This window comes from Sporosarcina sp. 179-K 3D1 HS, assembly GCF_047228905.1.
Classification (GTDB): Bacteria; Bacillota; Bacilli; order Bacillales_A; family Planococcaceae; genus Sporosarcina.
In genome coordinates this window covers 322,615-343,331 of record NZ_JBFEGI010000003.1, presented here as the reverse complement: position 1 = coordinate 343,331, position 20,717 = coordinate 322,615, and the positions used below count along the sequence as shown (strand labels likewise).

The 20,717-nt window shown below is 46.9% G+C and carries 15 protein-coding genes, 1 other RNA gene and 1 other annotated feature; of the genes, 14 read left to right on the top strand and 2 right to left on the bottom strand.

Going from position 1 to position 20,717, the window contains the following annotated elements; translation table 11 throughout:
• The first annotated feature begins 58 nt into the window (after positions 1 to 58).
• From recJ to dtd, 4 genes are all read left to right on the top strand, one after another.
• Positions 59 to 2,395 (top strand): single-stranded-DNA-specific exonuclease RecJ, encoded by a 2,337-nt coding sequence (gene recJ / locus AB1K83_RS06825; RefSeq protein WP_413057403.1) that lies wholly within the window; start codon positions 59 to 61, stop codon positions 2,393 to 2,395.
• Positions 2,395 to 2,907, top strand: coding sequence for an adenine phosphoribosyltransferase (locus tag AB1K83_RS06820; RefSeq protein ID WP_413057402.1), 513 nt, complete (start codon positions 2,395 to 2,397; stop codon positions 2,905 to 2,907). The genes recJ and AB1K83_RS06820 overlap by 1 nt, the downstream gene beginning before the upstream one ends.
• Before the next feature lie 136 nt (positions 2,908 to 3,043).
• Positions 3,044 to 5,245, top strand: a complete 2,202-nt coding sequence (locus tag AB1K83_RS06815) for a RelA/SpoT family protein (protein WP_413057401.1) — start codon at positions 3,044 to 3,046, stop codon at positions 5,243 to 5,245.
• Between the two features lie 18 nt (positions 5,246 to 5,263).
• Entirely contained in the window at positions 5,264 to 5,704 is a 441-nt protein-coding gene (gene dtd, locus AB1K83_RS06810; RefSeq protein WP_413057400.1) for a D-aminoacyl-tRNA deacylase, read from the top strand.
• Positions 5,705 to 6,138: 434 nt separating this feature from the next.
• Here the strand turns inward: dtd and AB1K83_RS06805 are convergent, their stop codons facing one another.
• Positions 6,139 to 7,737 carry an SH3 domain-containing protein gene (locus tag AB1K83_RS06805; protein WP_413057399.1) on the bottom strand — a complete coding sequence of 533 codons (1,599 nt, stop codon included), beginning with the start codon at positions 7,735 to 7,737 and terminating at the stop codon, positions 6,139 to 6,141.
• Between the two features lie 116 nt (positions 7,738 to 7,853).
• Positions 7,854 to 8,086 (top strand) — a binding site (T-box leader).
• 75 nt (positions 8,087 to 8,161) lie between these two features.
• On the opposite strand from AB1K83_RS06805, the gene hisS reads away from it, so the two are divergent.
• The 4 genes from hisS to AB1K83_RS06785 all read left to right on the top strand — a co-directional run bounded on the left by hisS (position 8,162) and on the right by AB1K83_RS06785 (position 12,408).
• Positions 8,162 to 9,433, top strand: coding sequence for a histidine--tRNA ligase (hisS, locus tag AB1K83_RS06800; RefSeq protein WP_413057398.1), 1,272 nt, complete (start codon positions 8,162 to 8,164; stop codon positions 9,431 to 9,433).
• A 17-nt stretch (positions 9,434 to 9,450) separates the two neighbouring features.
• The gene (gene aspS / locus AB1K83_RS06795) at positions 9,451 to 11,214 is read left to right on the top strand and encodes an aspartate--tRNA ligase (protein ID WP_413057397.1); all 1,764 of its coding nucleotides are present in this window, start codon (positions 9,451 to 9,453) and stop codon (positions 11,212 to 11,214) included.
• Between the two features lie 85 nt (positions 11,215 to 11,299).
• Positions 11,300 to 11,481, top strand: a non-coding RNA gene (ssrS, locus tag AB1K83_RS06790) — 6S RNA.
• A 159-nt stretch (positions 11,482 to 11,640) separates the two neighbouring features.
• A complete protein-coding gene (locus AB1K83_RS06785) occupies positions 11,641 to 12,408 on the top strand; it encodes a ThiF family adenylyltransferase (protein ID WP_413057396.1) in 768 nt (255 codons plus the stop codon).
• Positions 12,409 to 12,468: 60 nt separating this feature from the next.
• Here the strand turns inward: AB1K83_RS06785 and AB1K83_RS06780 are convergent, their stop codons facing one another.
• Positions 12,469 to 13,695 carry a helix-turn-helix domain-containing protein gene (locus AB1K83_RS06780; RefSeq protein ID WP_413057531.1) on the bottom strand — a complete coding sequence of 409 codons (1,227 nt, stop codon included), beginning with the start codon at positions 13,693 to 13,695 and terminating at the stop codon, positions 12,469 to 12,471.
• A 146-nt stretch (positions 13,696 to 13,841) separates the two neighbouring features.
• On the opposite strand from AB1K83_RS06780, the gene AB1K83_RS06775 reads away from it, so the two are divergent.
• The 6 genes from AB1K83_RS06775 to AB1K83_RS06750 all read left to right on the top strand — a co-directional run bounded on the left by AB1K83_RS06775 (position 13,842) and on the right by AB1K83_RS06750 (position 20,671).
• The gene (locus AB1K83_RS06775; protein WP_413057395.1) at positions 13,842 to 14,216 is read left to right on the top strand and encodes a hypothetical protein; all 375 of its coding nucleotides are present in this window, start codon (positions 13,842 to 13,844) and stop codon (positions 14,214 to 14,216) included.
• The gene (locus AB1K83_RS06770; RefSeq protein ID WP_413057394.1) at positions 14,213 to 15,781 is read left to right on the top strand and encodes a cation acetate symporter; all 1,569 of its coding nucleotides are present in this window, start codon (positions 14,213 to 14,215) and stop codon (positions 15,779 to 15,781) included. Before AB1K83_RS06775 ends, AB1K83_RS06770 begins: the two co-directional genes overlap by 4 nt.
• A 475-nt stretch (positions 15,782 to 16,256) precedes the next feature.
• A complete protein-coding gene (proB, locus tag AB1K83_RS06765) occupies positions 16,257 to 17,360 on the top strand; it encodes a glutamate 5-kinase (protein ID WP_413057393.1) in 1,104 nt (367 codons plus the stop codon).
• 35 nt (positions 17,361 to 17,395) lie between these two features.
• Positions 17,396 to 18,661: a glutamate-5-semialdehyde dehydrogenase gene (locus tag AB1K83_RS06760; protein WP_413057392.1), complete on the top strand. Its 1,266-nt coding sequence runs from the start codon at positions 17,396 to 17,398 to the stop codon at positions 18,659 to 18,661.
• Positions 18,662 to 18,837: 176 nt separating this feature from the next.
• Entirely contained in the window at positions 18,838 to 19,614 is a 777-nt protein-coding gene (locus tag AB1K83_RS06755; protein ID WP_413057530.1) for a DUF6612 family protein, read from the top strand.
• 151 nt (positions 19,615 to 19,765) lie between these two features.
• Complete coding sequence (locus tag AB1K83_RS06750) at positions 19,766 to 20,671, top strand: chemotaxis protein (RefSeq protein WP_413057529.1); 906 nt, start codon at positions 19,766 to 19,768, stop codon at positions 20,669 to 20,671.
• Positions 20,672 to 20,717 lie beyond the last annotated feature (46 nt).

The following is a 20,717-nucleotide window of genomic DNA, read 5'->3' as shown; positions in this document are numbered from 1 at the left end:
TATTTCCTTTTAGATACATAGGACATCCGTTATAATGGCGATAAGGATGTGAATCATTTTGATTGAATCAAAGAAAAGGTGGACAATCAGTAGACCTGACCAACAAATTGTTGAAGCCTTAATAGCGGAACTTGGAATTCCGACCGTCCATGCCAAGATACTGGCAGCCCGTGGAATAACGGATCCAAGTGAAGCGAACGCTTTTTTACATATGGATGAATCCAGTTTGCATGACCCTTTTTTATTTCATGACATGGACAAAGCAGTAGCAATCATTGGCCACGCTATCGCTCAACAGAAGAAGATTGCCGTCTATGGCGACTACGACGCAGACGGTGTGACAAGCGTGTCCGTTCTCACGACATCTTTGGAGAAACTTGGGGCGGATGTCCTCTTTGCCATCCCAGATCGATTTGCACATGGCTACGGCCCGAATCAGGAGCTATTCCACGATCTGTATGAAAAAGGAGTCTCGCTTATCATCACAGTGGACAACGGGATCTCCGGCATCGACCAGATTGCCTATGCCAAATCGCTTGGCATGCAAGTCATCATTACAGATCACCATGAAATCGGAGAGACGCTTCCGGCCGCGGATGCAATCATCCATCCACGGCACCCGGAAGGCTCCTATCCGTTCGGCGAGTTGGCTGGTGTCGGGGTGGCCTTCAAATTGGCGTGCGCTCTATTGGGAGAAATTCCATACGACTTGATCGAGTTAGTTGCAATCGGAACAGTTGCGGACCTCGTTCCTCTCCGGGATGAGAACCGATATTTCGTCAAGGAAGGGATCCGTCGCATGCGGCGCTCTAAGCGTCCTGCCATTCAAGCGTTAGCTCGCGTAGCAGGTACAGAGCAGTCGGATTTGAATGAAGAGTCGATCGGTTTCACCATTGGTCCCCGGATCAATGCGGCAGGGCGCCTAGGTGATGCGACGCCTGCTGTGGAGCTCCTCAAGACGGAGGACGAGGGTGTCGCTATTGCCTTGGCCCAACAACTGGATTCGTTGAATAAGGAGAGGCAGGTCATCGTTTCTACTATTACCAAGGAAGCGGAGCGTATGATTTCCGATAAGTACGGAGAAAAGCTCCCTTACGTATTTGTCATTGCGGGAGAAGGATGGAATCCAGGCGTTGTCGGAATTGTTGCCAGCCGGCTAACCGAGAAATATCATCGCCCATCCATCGTTCTTTCATTGGACAATGAAGCGGGTGTGGCGAAAGGATCGGCACGAAGTATTGCCGGCTTTGATTTATATATGGAATTATCCAAAAATGCGGATCTGCTGCCGCATTTTGGGGGTCATCAGATGGCAGCCGGAATGTCACTGGCAATCGAGGATGTTGACGCCCTGCGCGATCGTTTGAATGCCCAGGCGGCGGAAGTTTTGACCGAGCAACTGTTAATTCCCGAAAAGATTATCGATGTTCCCTTGAAGATCGAAGAGATTAATGTGGATATTCTGGAATCGCTTGAAATTCTCCGTCCATTTGGTATGAGCTTTGAAAAACCGACATATATGATAGAAAAGCTGACGACTGCTTCGGTCCGGCAAATTGGAGCGGAAAAAAACCATCTGAAGCTAGAACTGCAAGATGGCGACTTGAAACTGGATGCAATCGGTTTTCGTTTTGGTCATATGGCGGATCATGTGACACCGGATATCACTTTATCTCTGGTCGGGGACTTGCAGGTGAATGAATGGAACGGCCATAAAAAGCCGCAGCTTTTGATCGAAGACGTCCGTTCGGATGATTGGCAGCTATTCGATTTACGTGGTATCCGAGAGCCTTCCCGCTGGCTTCCCAAAATTCCGATGGAGCGGACCTTGTTTGTTGCATTCAGGGATCGGACCTTCACCCGGCTCCCTTCCACCATGCAAGGAATTTCCGTCCTTCATTATGGGAAAGATCAATTACAAGAAGCCGACAATGTCGTTCTTCTCGACATGCCCAATGCCACGGATGAGTTGGAACATGTCATCCAGACTATCGTACCCGACCGGATCTACGCCCATCTGCATGAACCGGAATCAAAGTATTTTGAAGGAATTCCGGGGCGCGATCAATTCGGCTGGTATTACACCTTTTTGAAGAAGCGGGGCAGTTTCGATATAAAGAGAAATGCAGATATGCTGGCTAAACATATGGGGTGGAAGAAAGGCACGATTTCTTTCATGTCGAGGGTGTTTTCCGAGCTTGGATTTGTTAAGATAGAAAATGGCTTGGTTTCCGTTGTGGAGACTGGCGAAAAGCGGGATTTGGCAGAAGCGCCGTCTTATCGACAGAGACAACGTCAAATTGAACTGGAAAAAATTTTGCTTTATGCCTCATATGTAGAGTTGAAGCAATGGTTTGAAACGATTCGAAACGGGGTCGACAGGGAGGAATATTGATGGATTTGAAACAATACGTAACGATTGTCCCGGATTATCCAAAAGAAGGCATCAGTTTCAAAGATATTACGACCATTATGGATAATGGTGAAGCTTATAAATATGCTACGGATGAAATCGTGAAGTATGCAAAAGAGGTAGGGACGGATATCATTGTAGGTCCGGAAGCACGAGGCTTTATCATCGGCTGTCCCGTTGCGTATGCGCTGGAAGTCGGATTTGCACCAGTGCGAAAACCTGGCAAACTGCCTAGGGAAACCATTGCGGTGGAATATGACCTGGAATATGGAAAGGATACATTGACCATCCATAAAGATGCCATCAAGCCGGGTCAGCGCGTCTTGGTTGTCGATGATTTGTTGGCTACTGGCGGAACCGTCGGTGCGACGGTCCAATTGGTGGAGAAATTGGGCGGAATTGTGGCAGGCTGCGCTTTCCTCATCGAGCTTTCTTATTTGAACGGCCGGGAGAAACTGGTTGGACATGATGTCCGGTCTTTGATTACTTATTAATAATTTAACGAAAAAGGTCCTCCGTGGAGAAAACGGAGGATTTTTCTATACGTCGGCTCTTTACATTCCGCTAGTGTTACACATACAATAAGAATATTATCATTTTTTTGTGTAACGGTTCGAAAGGGGTAGAAGAATGGCGAAAAATCGTGACATGACAGCGGGTGACATATTTGAGTTGGTCTCCTCTTATATGAACGAAGAGCACGTCGAATTTGTCAAGAAAGCATACGAAGCCGCAAAGTCTGCACACGAAGGGCAATTTAGAAGTTCGGGAGAGCCGTATATTCTCCATCCCGTCCAAGTAGCGGGCATTCTCGCTGAATTGCAAATGGATCCAGAAACGGTTGCTGCCGGTTTCCTCCATGATGTCGTGGAAGATACGAGCGTAAGTAGAGAGGACATCATCCGGGAATTTGGGGAAGAAGTCGCAATGCTCGTAGACGGTGTGACGAAACTGGAAAAATTAAAATATAAATCGAAAGAAGAAAAACAAGCGGAAAATCATCGGAAAATGTTCGTGGCCATGGCACAAGATATCCGCGTAATTCTGATCAAGCTGGCAGATCGGCTCCATAATATGCGGACACTCAAACATGTACCTGAGGAAAAACAACGTCGTGTAGCCGCAGAAACACTTGAAATTTTTGCGCCATTAGCTCACCGTCTCGGTATTTCGGCAATCAAATGGGAACTGGAAGATATTGCGCTCCGCTATTTGAAGCCGCAGCAATATTACCGCATCGTGAACTTGATGAAGCGAAAGCGATTGGAAAGGGAAAAGTATTTGGAAGACGTCATGGACACGATCCGGTCGGAAATCAGTGCAGTCGGTCTCGAGGCCAATATCTCCGGTCGTCCTAAACATCTTTATTCCATCTATAGGAAAATGGCACTGCAGCAAAAAGAGTTCAATGAAATTTACGATCTTCTGGCTGTCCGGATCCTCGTTTCCAGTATCAAAGACTGTTATGCCGTCTTAGGCATTATCCATACACTTTGGAAACCGATGCCAGGAAGATTCAAAGATTATATCGCTATGCCTAAGCAGAACTTGTATCAATCGATTCATACGACTGTGGTCGGACCAGCTGGCGATCCATTGGAGGTCCAGATCCGCACAGAAGAAATGCACAAAATCTCCGAGTTTGGAGTCGCGGCACATTGGGCTTACAAAGAAGGGAAATCAGCGAATCAACATCCGAGCGACCTCGATTCAAAACTGACCTGGTTCCGGGAAATCTTGGAGTTCCAAAACGAGTCTTCTAATGCAGAGGAGTTCATGGAATCCTTGAAGTTTGATTTATTCTCCGACATGGTCTATGTGTTCACTCCGGATGGGGACGTCATCGAGCTGCCCGCCAGTTCCGTCACAATCGATTTTGCCTACCGCGTCCATTCGGAAGTCGGCAATCGGACGATCGGAGCGAAAGTCAACGGGAAAATCGTACCATTGGATACAGAGCTACATACAGGCGATATTGTCGAAATATTGACTTCAAATCAATCATTCGGACCAAGCCGGGACTGGCTGAAGATTGCGAACACGTCCCAAGCGAAAAATAAAATCAGGCAATATTTTAAAAGGCAGTTGCGCGAAGAAAACATCATCAAAGGGCAAGAATTGATTGAAAAGGAAATCAAAGCACAGGACTACGACATCAAGGAAATTTTAACACCGGAAAATATGAATCGGGCGATTGAGAAGTTCAGCTTCACATCGGAGGAGGATATGTACGCGGCAGTCGGATTCAACGGAATCACGGCACAGCAAGTCGTCAACCGGATGACCGAAAAGATCAGGAGGAAGCGCGAGAAACAAGATACGATTGATAAGATCGTCTCTGATATGAAATCTCCACAGCACCAAAGAACGACCGAATCAGGCGTCATCGTCAAGGGCATCGATAACTTGCTCATCCGGTTGTCCAAATGCTGCAACCCGGTCCCAGGCGATTCCATCGTCGGGTTTATTACAAAAGGGCGGGGGGTATCCGTGCACAGAACGGATTGTCCAAATATTCATGCAGAAGAGGAAGAGGATAGCGATCGCATCATCGAAGTGGAATGGGCGCTCGGCCAATCGAATGTCAAAAAGGAGTTCCACGTCGACATCGAGATATCTGCATTTGACCGACAAGGTTTGTTAAACGAAGTAATGATGGTGGTGGCGGATACGAAGACCCCGATCGTTGCCGTCAGCGGCAAAGCTGATCGCGACAAAATCGCCCGCATTCATATGACAATTAAAATCACCGATATTGCGCATTTGTATCGAATTGTCGACCGGATCAAGCAGATCGGCGATATTTATTCCGTACAACGGGTCATCAACTGATCGGAGGATGAGATAGAATTGAGAGTTGTGTTGCAAAGATCCGGTCCCGCGTCCGTCCGGGTAGATGGGGAAGTGACCGGTTCGATTGAAAAAGGCTATGTTCTGCTCGTCGGAATCACTCATACCGATACCGAAGCAGATATGGAGTATGTCGCGAAAAAAATCGCGGGGCTCCGTCTGTGGGAAGACGAAGAAGGAAAGATGAACCGTGCTATAGAGGAAGTGGGAGGGGCCATCTTGTCCGTGTCCCAATTCACTTTATATGGAGACGTCCGAAAAGGGCGACGCCCCAGTTTCATAGAAGCCGCCCGCCCGGAACAAGCCGAGCCGCTCTGGCAGTATTTCAATGGCCAGTTGGAAGCGGAAGGCTTGAAAGTGGAAACCGGCGTTTTTGGAGCGATGATGGACGTCGAGCTCATCAACGATGGTCCAGTCACCATCATTGTGGAATCCAAATAAAAAGGTTGTTTCATATGGTCGAGTAGGACCTATGAAACAACCTTTTTTGTTTATTGGAGCCGTAGTGGCGCTGATAACTCTGCGCAGGGGCTGATAACTCCGTGCGGGCGCTGATAACTCTGCGCAGTCGCTGATAACTCCGTGCGGGCGCTGATAACTCCACGCGAGCGCTGATAACCCCGCGCAGTCGCTGATAACTTCGCGCGAGCGCTGATAACTCTGGGCAGTCGCTTATAACTCCGTGCGGGCGCTGATAACTCCACGCGAGCGCTGATAACCCCGCGCAGTCGCTGATAACTCCGTGCGGGCGCTGATAACCCCGCGCAGTCGCTGATAACTCCACGCGAGTGCTGATAACCCCGCGCAGTCGCTGATAACTCCGTGCAGTCGCTTATAACTCCACGTGAACGCCGCCATATCTAGCCCTAAATTCATCACTTTCCCTCAAAATAATCAAGCAAGCCCTTATAAATGCCATGAGTCGCTTGTTCGCGGAAAAGATTGGAAGTGACAATGCGTTCTTCATTCGGATTCGAGAGGAAGCCGAGCTCGATTAAAATAGCATTTTGCCGGTTTTCGCGTAGGACCAGGAAGTCTCCTGGTTGAGCACCGCGATCCCGTAGGGGTACGGTGGATGCGAGTCCTTCATTCACCGCCATGGCTAACTCCTTATGTGCCGCTTGGGTGAAGTAGGTCGTAAAGCCTTGGATGGAAGCGTCGGGGTTGGCGTCGTAATGGACGCTGATGAAGGCGTCCGCTTCATGTTGATGGCTGATGGCCACCCGCTTGCGAAGTGAGACGTACGTATCGGCCTCACGAGTCATGATGACATCTGCCCCTGCCGCTTTCAATTTAGCTGCCAATAGTTCGGCAGTTAACATGGTGAGCCCTTTCTCATCGGTTCCCCGTGCCCCTGTTGTCCCTCTATCATTTCCACCGTGCCCCGGATCAATGACAATGGTGAGCCCTTTCATAGTACCGGGTACCCGCTTGGCTTTTTTCTTCTCGGTATGAACGGCAATGCTTCGCTCCTCATCCGTGGAAACGACCCAGTCTGCGACATAGGCGGTTTCTCCCGTCGGCAAGGCGATTCTATACCAATTGTTTTCTTCTTCGAGGATTTGGAATTTTTCTCCTGCATCCGCTCGCTTTACAATTTCGGATGAAGTTGTAGCCGCTTCCCGAATGTTTGTGCCATTTGTCAAAATGGTCACCTGACCCGTGCTATTTTTTTCGGGGTGTTCTTCGGAAGAAGATTCCGTCTCGGAAGCTAGCAATGTCCCGTGGAATGAATACACCCAACCTTCTTTCTTTTTATCAAGCGCAATTCGAACCCAATTTCCCTGAATCTCTGTAATGGCGTACGATTCGCCCCGATGAATCATACCGATCTGCTTCGAAGATTGATCTGCTTTTTTTCTGACATGAAGAGCATTGACAGAAACCAAATATGTATCCGGCTTTAATGCTTTTGGTCTAACAGGGGGCTTGGTCTGGACAGTTTCCGTGTCGTTTCCTTGTTCAACTTCGGTTTCTGGTTTTGTCACTTCGGATTGCATACGCGACTCCGAAATATAATCCGTATGCACCCAACCTTCCAGGCCATTGGCCGCAATCTTGGCCCACGCTCCATCTTGGCCGATCCGCACTCCTTCATCTCCTGCCTGGAGGCGTCCCAATACAGCCGATTCAACAGAAGGGCCCGACCGTATATTCAAGGCGTCCACTTGCGAAACGATTATTGTATGTTCAGTTATTGGCTGATCTTCTGGCACAGTTAGCCATGAAGCGATCCACCCCGTACCATTACCGAATTTGATTTCATACCAATCGTTCGATGTAGTTAATATCTCCACACGATCCCCTTGTTTCAATGAACCGACCACATCGTATGTAAGTCCGGGTCCTGTCCGGATATGTAAAGAGGGCGCATCCACAATGACGTGATTTGTGTCGGCATAAATGGATTGTGCGAAAAGCAGCAGACAGAAGATTGCTGCGAATGGAATGATCCGTTTGCTTGTTCTCGACAAAGTACCACCTTCCTTTACCACCATCTTAGATCGTTTGGAGAGAAAAAACTACAATAAATCTAAAAAGGTTGACACTTTCGCAAGGAATCATTAAGATGAGTACGACTATAAATTTTTTATTGCCGAAGAAGTGGAAAGTAATCATAAGACGGCTGGCAAGAGAGGGCAGGACGTGGCTGAAATCCCGCCTACAGGACGATATGATGAATAACACCACCGAGGCTCCGTGCTGAACACAATCGCTCAGTAGGTACGGACGGAACCGGCCGTTATCCGGATTCAGAGTGGGTGCTAGATAGCGCCAATTTGGGTGGAACCGCGGAAGCTGACAAAAGCTCTCGTCCCTTGTTTACAAGGGGGGAGGGCTTTTTTTGTGGCCTTCTCTCCACCTGGACCCGACATCTTATGAAAGGGGAATGCATTGATGAATTTCAAAGTGCCAAGAGGGACGCAAGATATTTTGCCTTCCGAAACATGGAAATGGCAGCAGGTCGAACAAATCATTGACGAGTTATGCGACCTGTATCGCTACAAGGAAATCCGGACGCCGATTTTCGAGCAGACGGAATTGTTTCAACGTCTGGTCGGAGACACGACCGATGTCGTCCAGAAAGAGATGTATACATTTACCGACAAGGGAGATCGCTCCATGACGCTCCGACCGGAAGGGACCGCTCCAGTCGTCCGCTCCTTTGTGGAAAACAAGATGTTCGGCTATCCTGATCAACCGGTCAAGCTCTATTACACAGGCCCGATGTTCCGCTATGAGCGGCAACAAGCTGGTCGCTATCGCCAGTTTGTCCAATTTGGGGCGGAGGCGATCGGCAGTGCGGATCCTGCCATCGACGCCGAAGTGATCGCCTTGGCGCTCGATGTCTACAAACGGGTCGGGTTGACGAAGTTGAAGCTCGTCATCAATTCGCTCGGCGATACGGAATGCCGATCGGAACACCGAAAAGCACTTATCGCGCACTTCGAACCGCATATCGGTGAATTTTGTGCAGACTGCCAGTCGAGGTTGGAAAAGAACCCGCTGCGCATCCTCGATTGCAAAGTGGACAGCAAGCACCCGTTAATGGCGAGTGCACCATCTTTGACGGATTATTTGAATGAAGATTCCACTCGTTACTTTGACGCCGTAAAAAGTTATTTAGAAGACGCAGGAATCGATTATGAAGTGGATGCCAACCTGGTCCGGGGTCTGGATTATTACAATCATACGGCATTCGAGATCATGAGTTCATCGGAAGGTTTCGGCGCGATCACCACACTTTGCGGCGGCGGCCGATACAATGGGTTGGCCGAGGAAATCGGCGGTCCATCCGCACCGGGAATTGGCTTTGCCATGAGCATCGAGCGTCTTCTTCTCGCTATGGAAGCGGAAGGGATCGCATTTGAAGATCCGTCCGCACTGGATGTCTATATCGTCACGCTTGGCGATGCGGCACGCCATCCGGGATTCAAATTGCTAGGCGAACTCCGGGCAGCTGGAATCCGGACAGACATGGATTATATGGACCGGAAAATGAAAGCGCAGATGAAATCGGCAGATCGGCTGAACGCGCGCATCGTACTCGTCATCGGAGAAGACGAAGTGACAGAAGGCGTCGTTCAAATGAAAAACATGGCGGAAGGCACACAAGAAAAAGTGGCCAACTCCGACATCATCACAGCATTACAAGAGAAGTTGAACTAAGAGAGGCGGAACGAACAATGCAACGAACACATTATTGCGGTAAATTATCGGAACAACAAATTGGAGAAAAGGTGACATTGAAAGGATGGGTGCAAAGACGACGGGACCTCGGCGGTTTGATTTTCGTTGACCTCCGTGACCGGACGGGAATCGTGCAGGCGGTGTTCAACCCAGACTTTTCCACGGAAGCCCACGCTATCGCAGATAAGCTTCGGAATGAATACGTAGTCGAATTGACGGGGAATGTCATTGAACGGGAAGAAGAAACAAAAAATCCTAATTTGGAAACAGGCGCAATCGAACTTCAAGTGACAGACCTTAACATTATCAATGAAGCGAAAAACCCGCCATTCATGATTGAAGATGAAACGGATGTAGGCGAAGAAATCCGTCTGAAATATCGTTACCTCGACTTACGTCGCCCGCAATTGGCAAAAACATTCAAAATGCGTTCCGATATTACAAAAACAGTGCGGAATTTCTTGGATGAAGAAGGGTTCCTTGAAGTGGAAACCCCGATCTTGACGAAATCGACTCCGGAAGGCGCACGTGACTATCTCGTACCGAGCCGTGTGCACGAAGGGGAGTTCTATGCACTTCCACAATCCCCGCAATTGTTCAAACAATTGCTCATGGTATCTGGTTTTGACCGTTATTATCAAATCGCACGCTGCTTCCGGGATGAAGACCTTCGGGCCGACCGCCAGCCGGAATTCACCCAGATCGATATGGAGATGAGCTTCATGTCGATTGAAGAAATTCTTGAAATGAACGAGCGTCTCATGCAGATAGTGATGAAAGACGTAAAAGGAATCGACATAGAAATTCCTTTCAAACGCCTTCCTTACGATGAAGCGATGGCACGTTACGGTTCCGATAAACCGGATACGCGTTTCGACCTTGAATTGATTGATGTGTCCGAAGTGCTGAAAGATACTGAACTGAAAGTGTTCGCAGCGGCGATCGAAGCAGGCGGTCAAGTGAAACTGATCAATGTCAAGGGCGCAGCGGAACGCTATACACGGAAAGAAATCGACGGCTTTGCCGAGTATGCTGCGGTTTACGGTGCAAAAGGCTTGGCGTGGTTGAAAGTCGATGAAGAGGGAATGAAAGGTCCAATCGCGAAATTCTTCCAAGGAGAAGAAGGTGCAGCGCTACGGGCAGCTGCTGAAGCAGAAGCGGGCGATTTATTGCTATTCGTTGCGGATAAGAAAAGCGTCGTTGCAGATGCTTTAGGTGCACTACGTTTGAAATTCGGAAAAGAACTTGGGTTGATTGACGAGTCCACTTTCGATTTCCTTTGGATTACAGATTGGCCGCTCTTCGAATATGACGAAGAAGATGGCCGCTATTATGCAGCTCATCACCCATTCACAATGCCGGCAGATGTGGAAGAGCTTGTATCTAGCCCGGAAACGGTAAAAGCGCAAGCGTATGATCTTGTTCTGAATGGTTATGAGCTAGGAGGCGGATCGCTTCGGATTTATGAGCGCGACGTCCAAGAGAAAATGTTCAAAGCGCTAGGTTTCAGTGAAGAGCAGGCTAGGGAGCAGTTCGGATTCCTTCTGGATGCTTTCGATTACGGGACGCCGCCACATGGTGGAATCGCGTTCGGTTTGGACCGTATCGTCATGATTCTGTCCGGTTCGACAAACTTACGCGATACGATTGCATTCCCGAAAACGGCCAGCGCCAGTGACCTGCTGACAGCCGCTCCGGATACTGTGGATCCTGCACAACTAGCAGAACTCGGTATCCAAATTGCGTCGAAAAAGAAATGATTTCTCCGAAATTTGGAAGCATTCAAAAAACCTTCTAGTAAAATTGTTGAATCGAAAATGGATCTATGATAGTATACAGATAATACAAATCCTGAAGTGTTCGTCATTTGCTAATCAGTTTTGACCGAACAGAAAAATCGTCGGGAGTCCGTATTTCGGTTAGAATGACATGCCCACCATTGGGACGTCAGAGGAATCGGATAGGACACCCACCTGCTGAGTGCGGGTTCAAAACGATACTTCAAAGACGGCACATTCGGGATTTGCTCTTATCTTTTTCTAATCATAATTGAAACCAAAAATGATAGCCCCTCTCGTTAAAACAGAGGGGTTTTTTATTGGAAAAAACTACGGAACGGGTGCCAGGTACTGAACCAATCACATTTGATAGGGTTGCCTGGCACTAACAGGAAAGGCGGAACTAATGTGTTGCACCAATTTTCAAGGAATGAACTAGCGATCGGGACAGAGGGCGTTCAAAGAATGAAGGAAAAGACTGTCGCCATCCTAGGTGTCGGCGGGGTCGGCTCGTTTGCAGCAGAAGCCTGTGCCAGAAGCGGAATCGGGCGGATCATCCTTGTTGACAAGGATGATGTTGATATTACGAATGTCAATCGCCAGCTCGTTGCATATCTTTCCACGGTCGGACGTTCAAAATCGGAAGTGATGAAGGAACGAATCGCCGATATTAATCCGGAGTGCGAAGTAATCGACCTCCATATGTTTTATACTGAGGAGACGGCGGAGGAGTTTTTCAGCTATCAACCTGATTATGTCATCGACGCATCTGATACGATCAGTTACAAAATCCATCTGATAAAAGAGTGCGTGGCACGGGGTGTGAAAGTCATTTCAAGTATGGGTGCGGCCAACAAGTTGGATCCAACCCGCTTCCAAATTGCGGACATTTCCAAGACGCATACGGATCCGATTGCAAAGGTGATCCGGCTTAAATTGCGGAAGGCGGGCATCCGCAAGGGAGTTCCTGTCGTGTTCTCGGATGAAAGTCCGATTGTCGTCCGTGAAGATGTTGTTGAGACGGTTGGAAAACCGGATGCTGCTATTCGGAAAGCAAAAATGCCGCCCGCTTCCAATGCGTTTGTTCCATCCGTGGCCGGGCTCGTATGTGCCAGCTGGGTCATGAATGATATTGTAAAAGATATCCATATTGAACGCGTGAAGGACAAAGTGTAAATAATTTAATTATGTAAACATACTTCTTAAAAAAAGGACCTCATGGGGTCCTTTTTTTCATTATAAAAAGAATATCTCAGATGTTTGTTTGAATTCGCTAGGTGTTACCCCGACATATTTCTTGAATACCGTGCTGAAATAATTTGGTGTATTGAAACCGACATAATCTGCGATTTCTTCCATCGTATTTTTGGAATGGCGGAGCAACCAGACTGATTGTTGGAGACGCGCCAATGTTAAATATTCGGAAAATCCTTTACCCGTTTCTCTTTTAAACAGTCCACTAAAATAGGAATAGCTCAAATTTGCATAACTAGCAATCTCTTGAGCAGTTAATTCCGAATCTACATTTTCCGCAATATAACGTGTGCACTTTTTGATGATCGGATTTTTGGGCAATTCATCAAAATAACGTAGGTGGATCTCGTTATTGGCTGGCGTGCTCCTCGCCTTTTTGGCTTCATAATAAGAGCGGGAGAGATCCTCGGGGTTCGAATAACTGGACCCGATACCAAAATAAAGGTGGATATCATGCTCCTTCTTCAAGCGATTTCTGCCTTCAGTCAGTGCAATCCGTCCTTCCTCCCATTGGTTGATGGAAGCAACTCCTTCAGGCTTTTTAAATAGAAGTAGCAAATGATTATGGAACGGCAAAAAGTAGATTTTGGGCACTATATCAGCCAATGATTCGGAAAGATATGATTGGATCAGTTGTGTGATGCAATGCTCCTTCTGGGGAAAGTGAGTAAACCCCTGGATAAAACAAACGACATTTGGAAAGACAGTATTGCTGAAATAGGCAATAGCATGTAGAAAGTCTTGCCGGTCCATTTCCGTATCCATGAGCAGTCTTCGTAGCACAACGGCATCCAGTTGCTCATTTGTTTTGTTTGCGGTTTGAATCGGGAACTTGTTTGGGTTCCTTCCCTTATGTGCGTTCGTTTCAAGAATAGATTCCATCACCCTGGCCATACAACGATAAAAATGGGCTTTCTTAACCGGATGAATAAGTAAAGCTTGAATTTTTAGTGTGAAGGAAAGAGGAGATGTATGAAGTAGTGTTTCGTCAATCAATGCGATAAAAGCGCCTTCATTGTTCTTTTGCAAATTTCGTAATCTTACCCAGTCCAACAGCGATCGTATATGGAAGAAAAGCAAATCCGCTTCCGCCAATTTGGCTGTATTGTCTAGAATGAGTATATCTTCCCTGTATTTCAAATAGATCCATTTCGTTAATTTGCCCGCTGTAATGCGATCGGTATTTTTAAATATCACTTTAATCTGCATGATTTTCACCTTTCTTCCTCTACACCTGCGTTTAACATAATACCATATTTTTCTACAAATAATAAATAAAGATAAAAAATTATAAATAAACCGACAAAAATTGTAAGGTATAGGGCTGGAAGGTAGCTTATAATGGGGGAGATTCTTTGAAGGAGTTGATGAATTTGAAAGATTACGAAATGACGGACGAACCGAGAGGGACGGTGGACATCCGTAAAGTTCCAAAGCTGGATAAGGAAACAAATAGTATCATGAGGACGGAGATTTTGACAGGGCTTACATTATCGGGTATCTATTTTGCATTTATTTTCCTCGTCCCGATCTTGAATTGGTACAATAAGGATTGGGCATTTTCCAATATGTGGGGCGGCATGTCCTATAGTTGGTTTCTGACGGCGATAGTTTCCATGTTCATGGCCTTCTTCATCGCTTGGATACATACGGCACTTTACGAACGACGTATTAAAAAATATAGCCGTATGATAAGCTCCCATGTTACGAAGGAGGATCAAGCGGCATGATTCAAACGCTTCTCGAGCCAAAATATTTATTTACGATTATTCTGTTAGGGACGATTGTCTTCATTACTTATGCGTCGAAAAGAAATGAAAGTGCAAGCGACTTTTTTGTTGGCGGCCGCCAATTCGGTTGGTTCACGAACGGCTCTGCCATCGGTGGTGACTATTTAAGTGCAGCAACATTCCTCGGTTTAGCTGGCCTTACGTTTGCAGTTGGCTACGATGGGGCGTTCTACACATTCAGTTTCTCGATTGGATTGACATTGCTCGCGGTTTTCATTGCCGGGCCGCTAAGGCGTTTTGGTGCCTACACGGTTGCGGATTTTGTCGCATATCGCTTCCATAGTAAACGGGCGCGCATCATTGCGGTCATTGTCGTATTGGCGATTTCCGGTTTCTATGCTGCGCCTCAATTGCTTGGGGCAGCAAAGATATTGAGCATGTTCTTTGGAACTTCTTATGAGTTCGGCATCATATTCACTAGTGTAGTGATGATTTTCTATGTTGGTGTTGGTGGAATGAAAGGGACTACGATTAACCAAGCATTGGAGCTCTGGATCCGCTTGGGGGCATTCATTCTGATGGTGGCGGCTGCTGTGTGGGGAGGGTTTAATTACCAGAAAATCCTCACGACGATCGGTGAATTCAGCGGAACTGTTGCTAATACGGCTCAATTTACTGCGGACGGGAAAGATGTGGAGTTTGATGGAAAGTCTTGGACGACTGCAGGATTTTTCAATCCGAACTTCTGGCATTCCGCATCCATGTTGATTGGCCTGGCGCTCGGAACGCTTGGACTACCGCATATTCTTTTGCGCTTCTATACGAATCCAAGCGCGAAAGCGGCACGGAAATCCGCATTGATGGCCATTGGGATTGCAAGCTTGTTTTTTTTCTTTGCGATTTATTTGGGTGTAGTCGGACGTGCCGTATTCTTGGAAGGAAATGCTAGCGCGGAAGTGATGCAGAATTTGATTAACGGCGGCGATAATATGGTCGTGCCTTCCACTGCGGAAGCGCTTGGAGGACCATGGCTGCTAGGATTGGTCATCGCGGGTGCATTTGCTGCCGTATTCTCCAACCTATCTGGCCTATTCATCGCAAGCTCCGGCGCGATTGCACATGATCTCTATGCCACTTTTACGAAAAGGGAGCTTACCCAAAGGCAACGTGTGCTAGCTGCAAAAGTGGCAATCGTATTCCTTGGCATTAGCTATGGCATCCTCGGATTGCTTGTAAAAGACGCTTCCATTGGACACCTGGTTGCCTTGGCATTCACTGTTGGCGCGAGCACGTTCGCCCCGATCTTCATTTTAGGAATTTGGTGGAGGGGAATTACGGAAAAAGGGGCGATCGCGGGATTGGTTATTGGATTGCTTGCTTCCATGTTCATGATTTTCTTTTCCTCCGTTTTACCGGAAGCCCTACAATTCAGGGTGCCAGGTATTATAACAGTTCCAATCGGCTTCCTTGCCATCTACATCGTTTCAAAATTGGATGGGAAAGTTCCTGCGGATGTTAACGCTTTTATGCGAAAAGTCCATTCTAAAGAAACAGACTTAGCATAATCATTAATCTTGGAATGGTCCGTCAGTGGACCATTCTTTTTCGCTTAGGTAACTAGAATACTAAGAAGAAGGATGTAGACTTGCACAAAGAAGTCTCTTGACAATTCCAACTTCTGTTGTATGATGAATGAAAATGAAGAAATCGAGTCGCAGCAAGTCAGCTGGACTGTAAAATAGGAACGAAGACGAAGGGTTAGTATGTGGACAATTGGCGTGTCAGAGAGCGGAATTTATGAGCTGGAAGATTCCGTCACACCAATCTGCAGAACCTGCCTTCGGAGTCTTATGCTAAAACATAGGCGTGATTCCCGGCGTTAACGGGGAAAAGTGGGATGTGTGGAATCTACACATCCAATGATGGTGGTACCGCGGAAGGCAAAGCTCTTTCGTCCTGATTTGTTTTCAGGATGAATGGGCTTTTTTATTTTTCCATAAATAGATAAAATAAAAAGATTAAATGGCAGGAGATAGTGGGATGAGCAAACAACGGGTTGTCGTAAAAATTGGAAGCAGTTCGTTAACGAATGATAGGGGGGAGATCGATAACGCCAAGTTTGATGATCATATCCAAGCCTTGACGGCGTTACGCCAGGCGGGACATGAAGTGATCGTCGTATCGTCAGGCGCGGTGGCGGCCGGATTTGCGGCACTCGGTTATCCGGCAAGACCAGTTACCTTAAAAGGCAGACAAGCGGCTGCCGCAGTCGGGCAAAGCCTCCTTGTCCAAACTTATATCGAAAAATTTCGTCCATATGGGCTGGTGCCTGCTCAAATTTTATTGACAAGGAGCGACTTTTCCAATCGGGAAAGATATCGCAATGCCTTTGCCACAATGACGGAATTGTTGGAGAGAGGGATTATTCCAATCATCAATGAAAATGACACCGTTTCAGTCGATGAGTTGACATTCGGTGACAATGACATGCTATCCGCGCTTGTCAGTGGGTTCCTTCATGCCGATCAGCTTATTATCTTAACGGATATTAACGGAATTTATAATGCGAACCCTCGGACGAATCCGCTCGCTCAGCGTTTTGACATGTTGGATGAAATTACAGATGAGCTGCTTGCGGGGGCCGATGAAAATGGCTCGAAGGTGGGCACGGGCGGCATGAAATCAAAGTTGCTTGCTGCTAAAACAGCCCATTCCTTGGGAGTGCCAATTTTCATCGGAACGGGCAGCGGATCGACAAAATTGGTTGATATTTTGGAAGGCAAAGGGGACGGAACGTATATTTCAAATCCCGCCAATGCGACAATCAACACGAGCAGGCAATGGATTGCACTTCACTCCGAGTCTGCCGGAAAGCTGTATGTCGACCAGGGGGCTGAGGACGCCATCCTTTGTAATGGAAAAAGCCTATTGCCAGCGGGTGTCTTCAAAGTGAAAGGAAGCTTCAAAAAGGGCGATGTCGTTGAGGTGTATGGGGTGGGCGGCTTACTTGGAAAAGGGGTCGTCACGTATTCATCCGACGAATTGAAGGAAACGATTGAAAAGCGGAATCGAGAACGACTTGGAGAAGTTCTCTCCCCGATGATAGAAGTTATCCATAGGGATCGTTGGGTTCCCCAAATGTAAGGGATCATTGAAGCAAATATTATATGGAGGGATAAATGATGAGTGCAATCATTGTAAGTGAAGTTCAATTGAAAGGGAAAGCGGCCAAGGAAGCGAGCTACGTCATGGTCGATGTATCTACCGAGGAAAAAAATAAGGCACTGGAATTGATTGCCGAGCAACTATTGAAAGATCAGGATGTATTGCTTGCGGAAAATAAGAAGGATTTATTGGCAGGTAAGGCGGCGGGTCTAACCGATTCGGTATTGGACCGGATTTTATTAAATGAACAACGGATCCAAGATATGTCGGATGCTATCCGCTTGCTAATTGAGCTGAAAGATCCAATCGGAGAAACGCTGGAGAAGATGACGAAAGACAACGGGTTGAACATCGAAAAGAAACGGGTCCCTCTAGGAGTTATCGGCATGATTTATGAGGCTCGCCCGAATGTAACGGTGGATGCGGCGACACTTGCTCTGAAAACGGGGAATGCGGTCATTCTGCGAGGCAGTTCATCCGCCAAACATTCCAACGAGGCATTGGTCAAATCTATCCATACGGCTCTTGCACAAAGTGATATTCCGGTGGACGCCATCCAACTGCTGGAAGATACGAGCAGGGAAACGGCTAAAGAACTGTTTCAGTTGAATGACTATTTGGATGTCCTCATTCCACGCGGCGGAAAGCAACTGATTGAAACGGTCATCCGGGAATCGACTGTTCCTGTCATTGAAACAGGGGCCGGCAACTGCCATATTTATATAGATGAGGCAGCCCGCCCGGAAATGGCGGAATCAATTGTATTGAATGCCAAAACACAACGGCCATCTGTGTGTAATGCAATCGAGACTGTGTTGATTCATAAAACATGGTTCGTCCAAAACGGAACAGCTCTTGTTTCCGCACTGCAGGAAAAAGGAGTGGAGGTGTACGGCGATGATATGGTTCGCAATGCATGGTCCGATGTGAAAAATGTAGAGGAGACAGATTGGGCTTCTGAATTCTTAGGTTTATCCGTCCGGATCAAATGTGTAGCGGATGTTTTCGAAGCGATCGACCATATCCATCGCTATGGCACCAAGCATTCTGAAGCGATCATCACGGATGATGACGCGACAGCGGCTGTCTTTTTAAACCGGGTCGATGCGTCGGCCGTCTATCATAATGCGTCCACACGCTTCACCGACGGATTTGAATTCGGCTATGGCGCGGAAATAGGTATCAGCACTCAAAAACTACATGCCCGCGGGCCGATGGGACTGACTGCTCTAACTTCTAGCAAATTTGTCATTACCGGGGACGGCCAAGTGAGAGGCTAAGATCCTCGAAATAAAACCCTTTCTCTGCCTGTCACAGGCGGTGAAGGGTTTTATTTTGTCCGGGGAATGGTAAGGAAGAGTCTATAACAGAAAAAACAAGCCCTCCGTGACATCGCTTTTCAAATAAAGTAAAATGAAAGTATTGTTCGTAGAAAGGAAGTTTCAAATTGAAAAGTATGCTTAGATTCTCGGTGCTTGGTGCGATTCTTCTGTTATTGACAGCATGCACCCAAGTGAATGCTAATAAGAGTTTGACAGCGGAAGATGTTTTTGAGAAAGCGAAGGAGGCATCCGACAAACTGGAGGATGTCCAAGCTCATTTCGTCATCGAACATTTGTCAGCTCCGATTGACCCAGAACAGAAAAAAACAACCAAATATGATATTCAATCGGTTTATACTTCACAGCCAACCGTTCTGCATCAAAAAGCCCGTATTTCCCAAACGAAGACAGAACCATGGGAGGCGGAATTTTACCGTGTGGACGAACGTCTATTCGGAAAAGGTGACAATGAACAAGATTGGGATGAACTTCCGTCAAGTTCCTTATCTGATTTGTTCGGACCCATTTATCAATATGTAAATCCTACAATGGATCTGACCTTGTTTGATGAGTTTCAAGATGAGTTTGAGCTGGAACCGGTCGATTATGGATATGCCCTGTCTCTGACGATGACAAAAGATCAGTTCAAGCAATTCAGCCAACAATTATTAGGTCCGGAAAACAGCAATGTCGATGACAAAGCATTTTTATTGGTGGAAAGGCTTGAATTTGAAATTATCATTGACCGTAACACTTTCTTTGTGACAGATTTTAAAATGCTAACCGATGTAACCAACTACGTCGGACGTGATTCACATCGCACGAGACAAAAAGTCAATGCGACCTATAGCTACTTCAATGATGTCGAAGCCATCCAAGTCCCTGATAAAGTCCGGAACCCCGCAAAATAGTATAAAGTTCCGAATTTAGACGAAAACGACTAAGATTCCCATCTTGTGTAAAGGGATAAACGTGATACAATCAATCCAAATAGGTCTATTCTCATAAATTGAGCATGGTAACTTCGATACAAACGGAATTGAAATGAGAGGAATGAAGGCGATGTCGCAACAGACGAATATTTTATTGGAAAGCGGTACAAACGAGCTGGAAATCATCGAATTCGAGATGGGGAACAACCGGTATGGCATAAACGTGATCAAAGTGAAAGAAATTATCATGCCCATGAAAGTGACGCCGATCCCGCATGCCAATCCTGCCGTTGAAGGCATCATTCAATTGCGTGGGGACGTACTGCCTGTCATCAATATGGAAAAGGTGCTCGGGATGCCGCCGTCTTCCCAAAAGAGCGATGAAAAGTATATCGTCGCTGCTTTCAATAAGACACAAGTCGTGTTCCATGTCCACAATGTGACACAAATTCATCGAATTTCTTGGGATCAGATTGAAAAGCCGTCTGACATCTATTCCGCTGAGTCCTCACAAGTCATCGGTGTCATCAAACGGGACGGCGATATGCTATTGCTGTTGGATTTTGAAAAAATCATTTTGGATATTAGCCCGGAAACCGGAATCCGTGTAGACCAAGTGAAGAAACTTGGGAAGCGGGAGCGTTCCGATAAACGGCTCATTTGTGCAGAGGACTCTCCACTTCTCCGGAAACTGCTTGATAATACGCTCCGGGAAGCCGGTTATGAGAACCTCGAGTTCTTTGAAAACGGAAAAGATGCGCTGGATTATTTAGAAAGCATCGTGGCCAGCGGAAAGAAAGTGACGGATGAAGTTCAAATGGTCATTACGGACATCGAGATGCCACAAATGGACGGCCATCACTTCACGAAGCGGATTCGCGGCAATAAAGACCTGGAAGGGTTGCCGGTCATCATCTTTTCCTCGCTTATCACGGACGATCTGAAGCATAAGGGTGAAAGTGTCGGGGCGAATGATCAGGTAAGTAAACCGGAAATCGCGGAACTTGTCTTGAAGATCGATCAATATATCTTATAAGAGAACAGGAGGCTATCCGAGCATACGGATAGCCTCTTTTTGGAAT

Excerpts from the sequence above, each read along its gene's own strand:
- AB1K83_RS06760 (WP_413057392.1), top strand. The coding sequence starts at position 17,396 with ATGATGAGTGCAATCATTGTAAGTGAAGTTCAATTGAAAGGGAAAGCG.
- proB (WP_413057393.1), top strand. The coding sequence starts at position 16,257 with ATGAGCAAACAACGGGTTGTCGTAAAAATTGGAAGCAGTTCGTTAACG.
- AB1K83_RS06780 (WP_413057531.1), bottom strand. The coding sequence starts at position 13,695 with ATGCAGATTAAAGTGATATTTAAAAATACCGATCGCATTACAGCGGGC.
- AB1K83_RS06820 (WP_413057402.1), top strand. The coding sequence starts at position 2,395 with ATGGATTTGAAACAATACGTAACGATTGTCCCGGATTATCCAAAAGAA.
- AB1K83_RS06755 (WP_413057530.1), top strand. The coding sequence starts at position 18,838 with ATGCTTAGATTCTCGGTGCTTGGTGCGATTCTTCTGTTATTGACAGCA.
- aspS (WP_413057397.1), top strand. The coding sequence starts at position 9,451 with ATGCAACGAACACATTATTGCGGTAAATTATCGGAACAACAAATTGGA.
- AB1K83_RS06815 (WP_413057401.1), top strand. The coding sequence starts at position 3,044 with ATGGCGAAAAATCGTGACATGACAGCGGGTGACATATTTGAGTTGGTC.
- hisS (WP_413057398.1), top strand. The coding sequence starts at position 8,162 with ATGAATTTCAAAGTGCCAAGAGGGACGCAAGATATTTTGCCTTCCGAA.
- AB1K83_RS06750 (WP_413057529.1), top strand. The coding sequence starts at position 19,766 with ATGTCGCAACAGACGAATATTTTATTGGAAAGCGGTACAAACGAGCTG.
- AB1K83_RS06770 (WP_413057394.1), top strand. The coding sequence starts at position 14,213 with ATGATTCAAACGCTTCTCGAGCCAAAATATTTATTTACGATTATTCTG.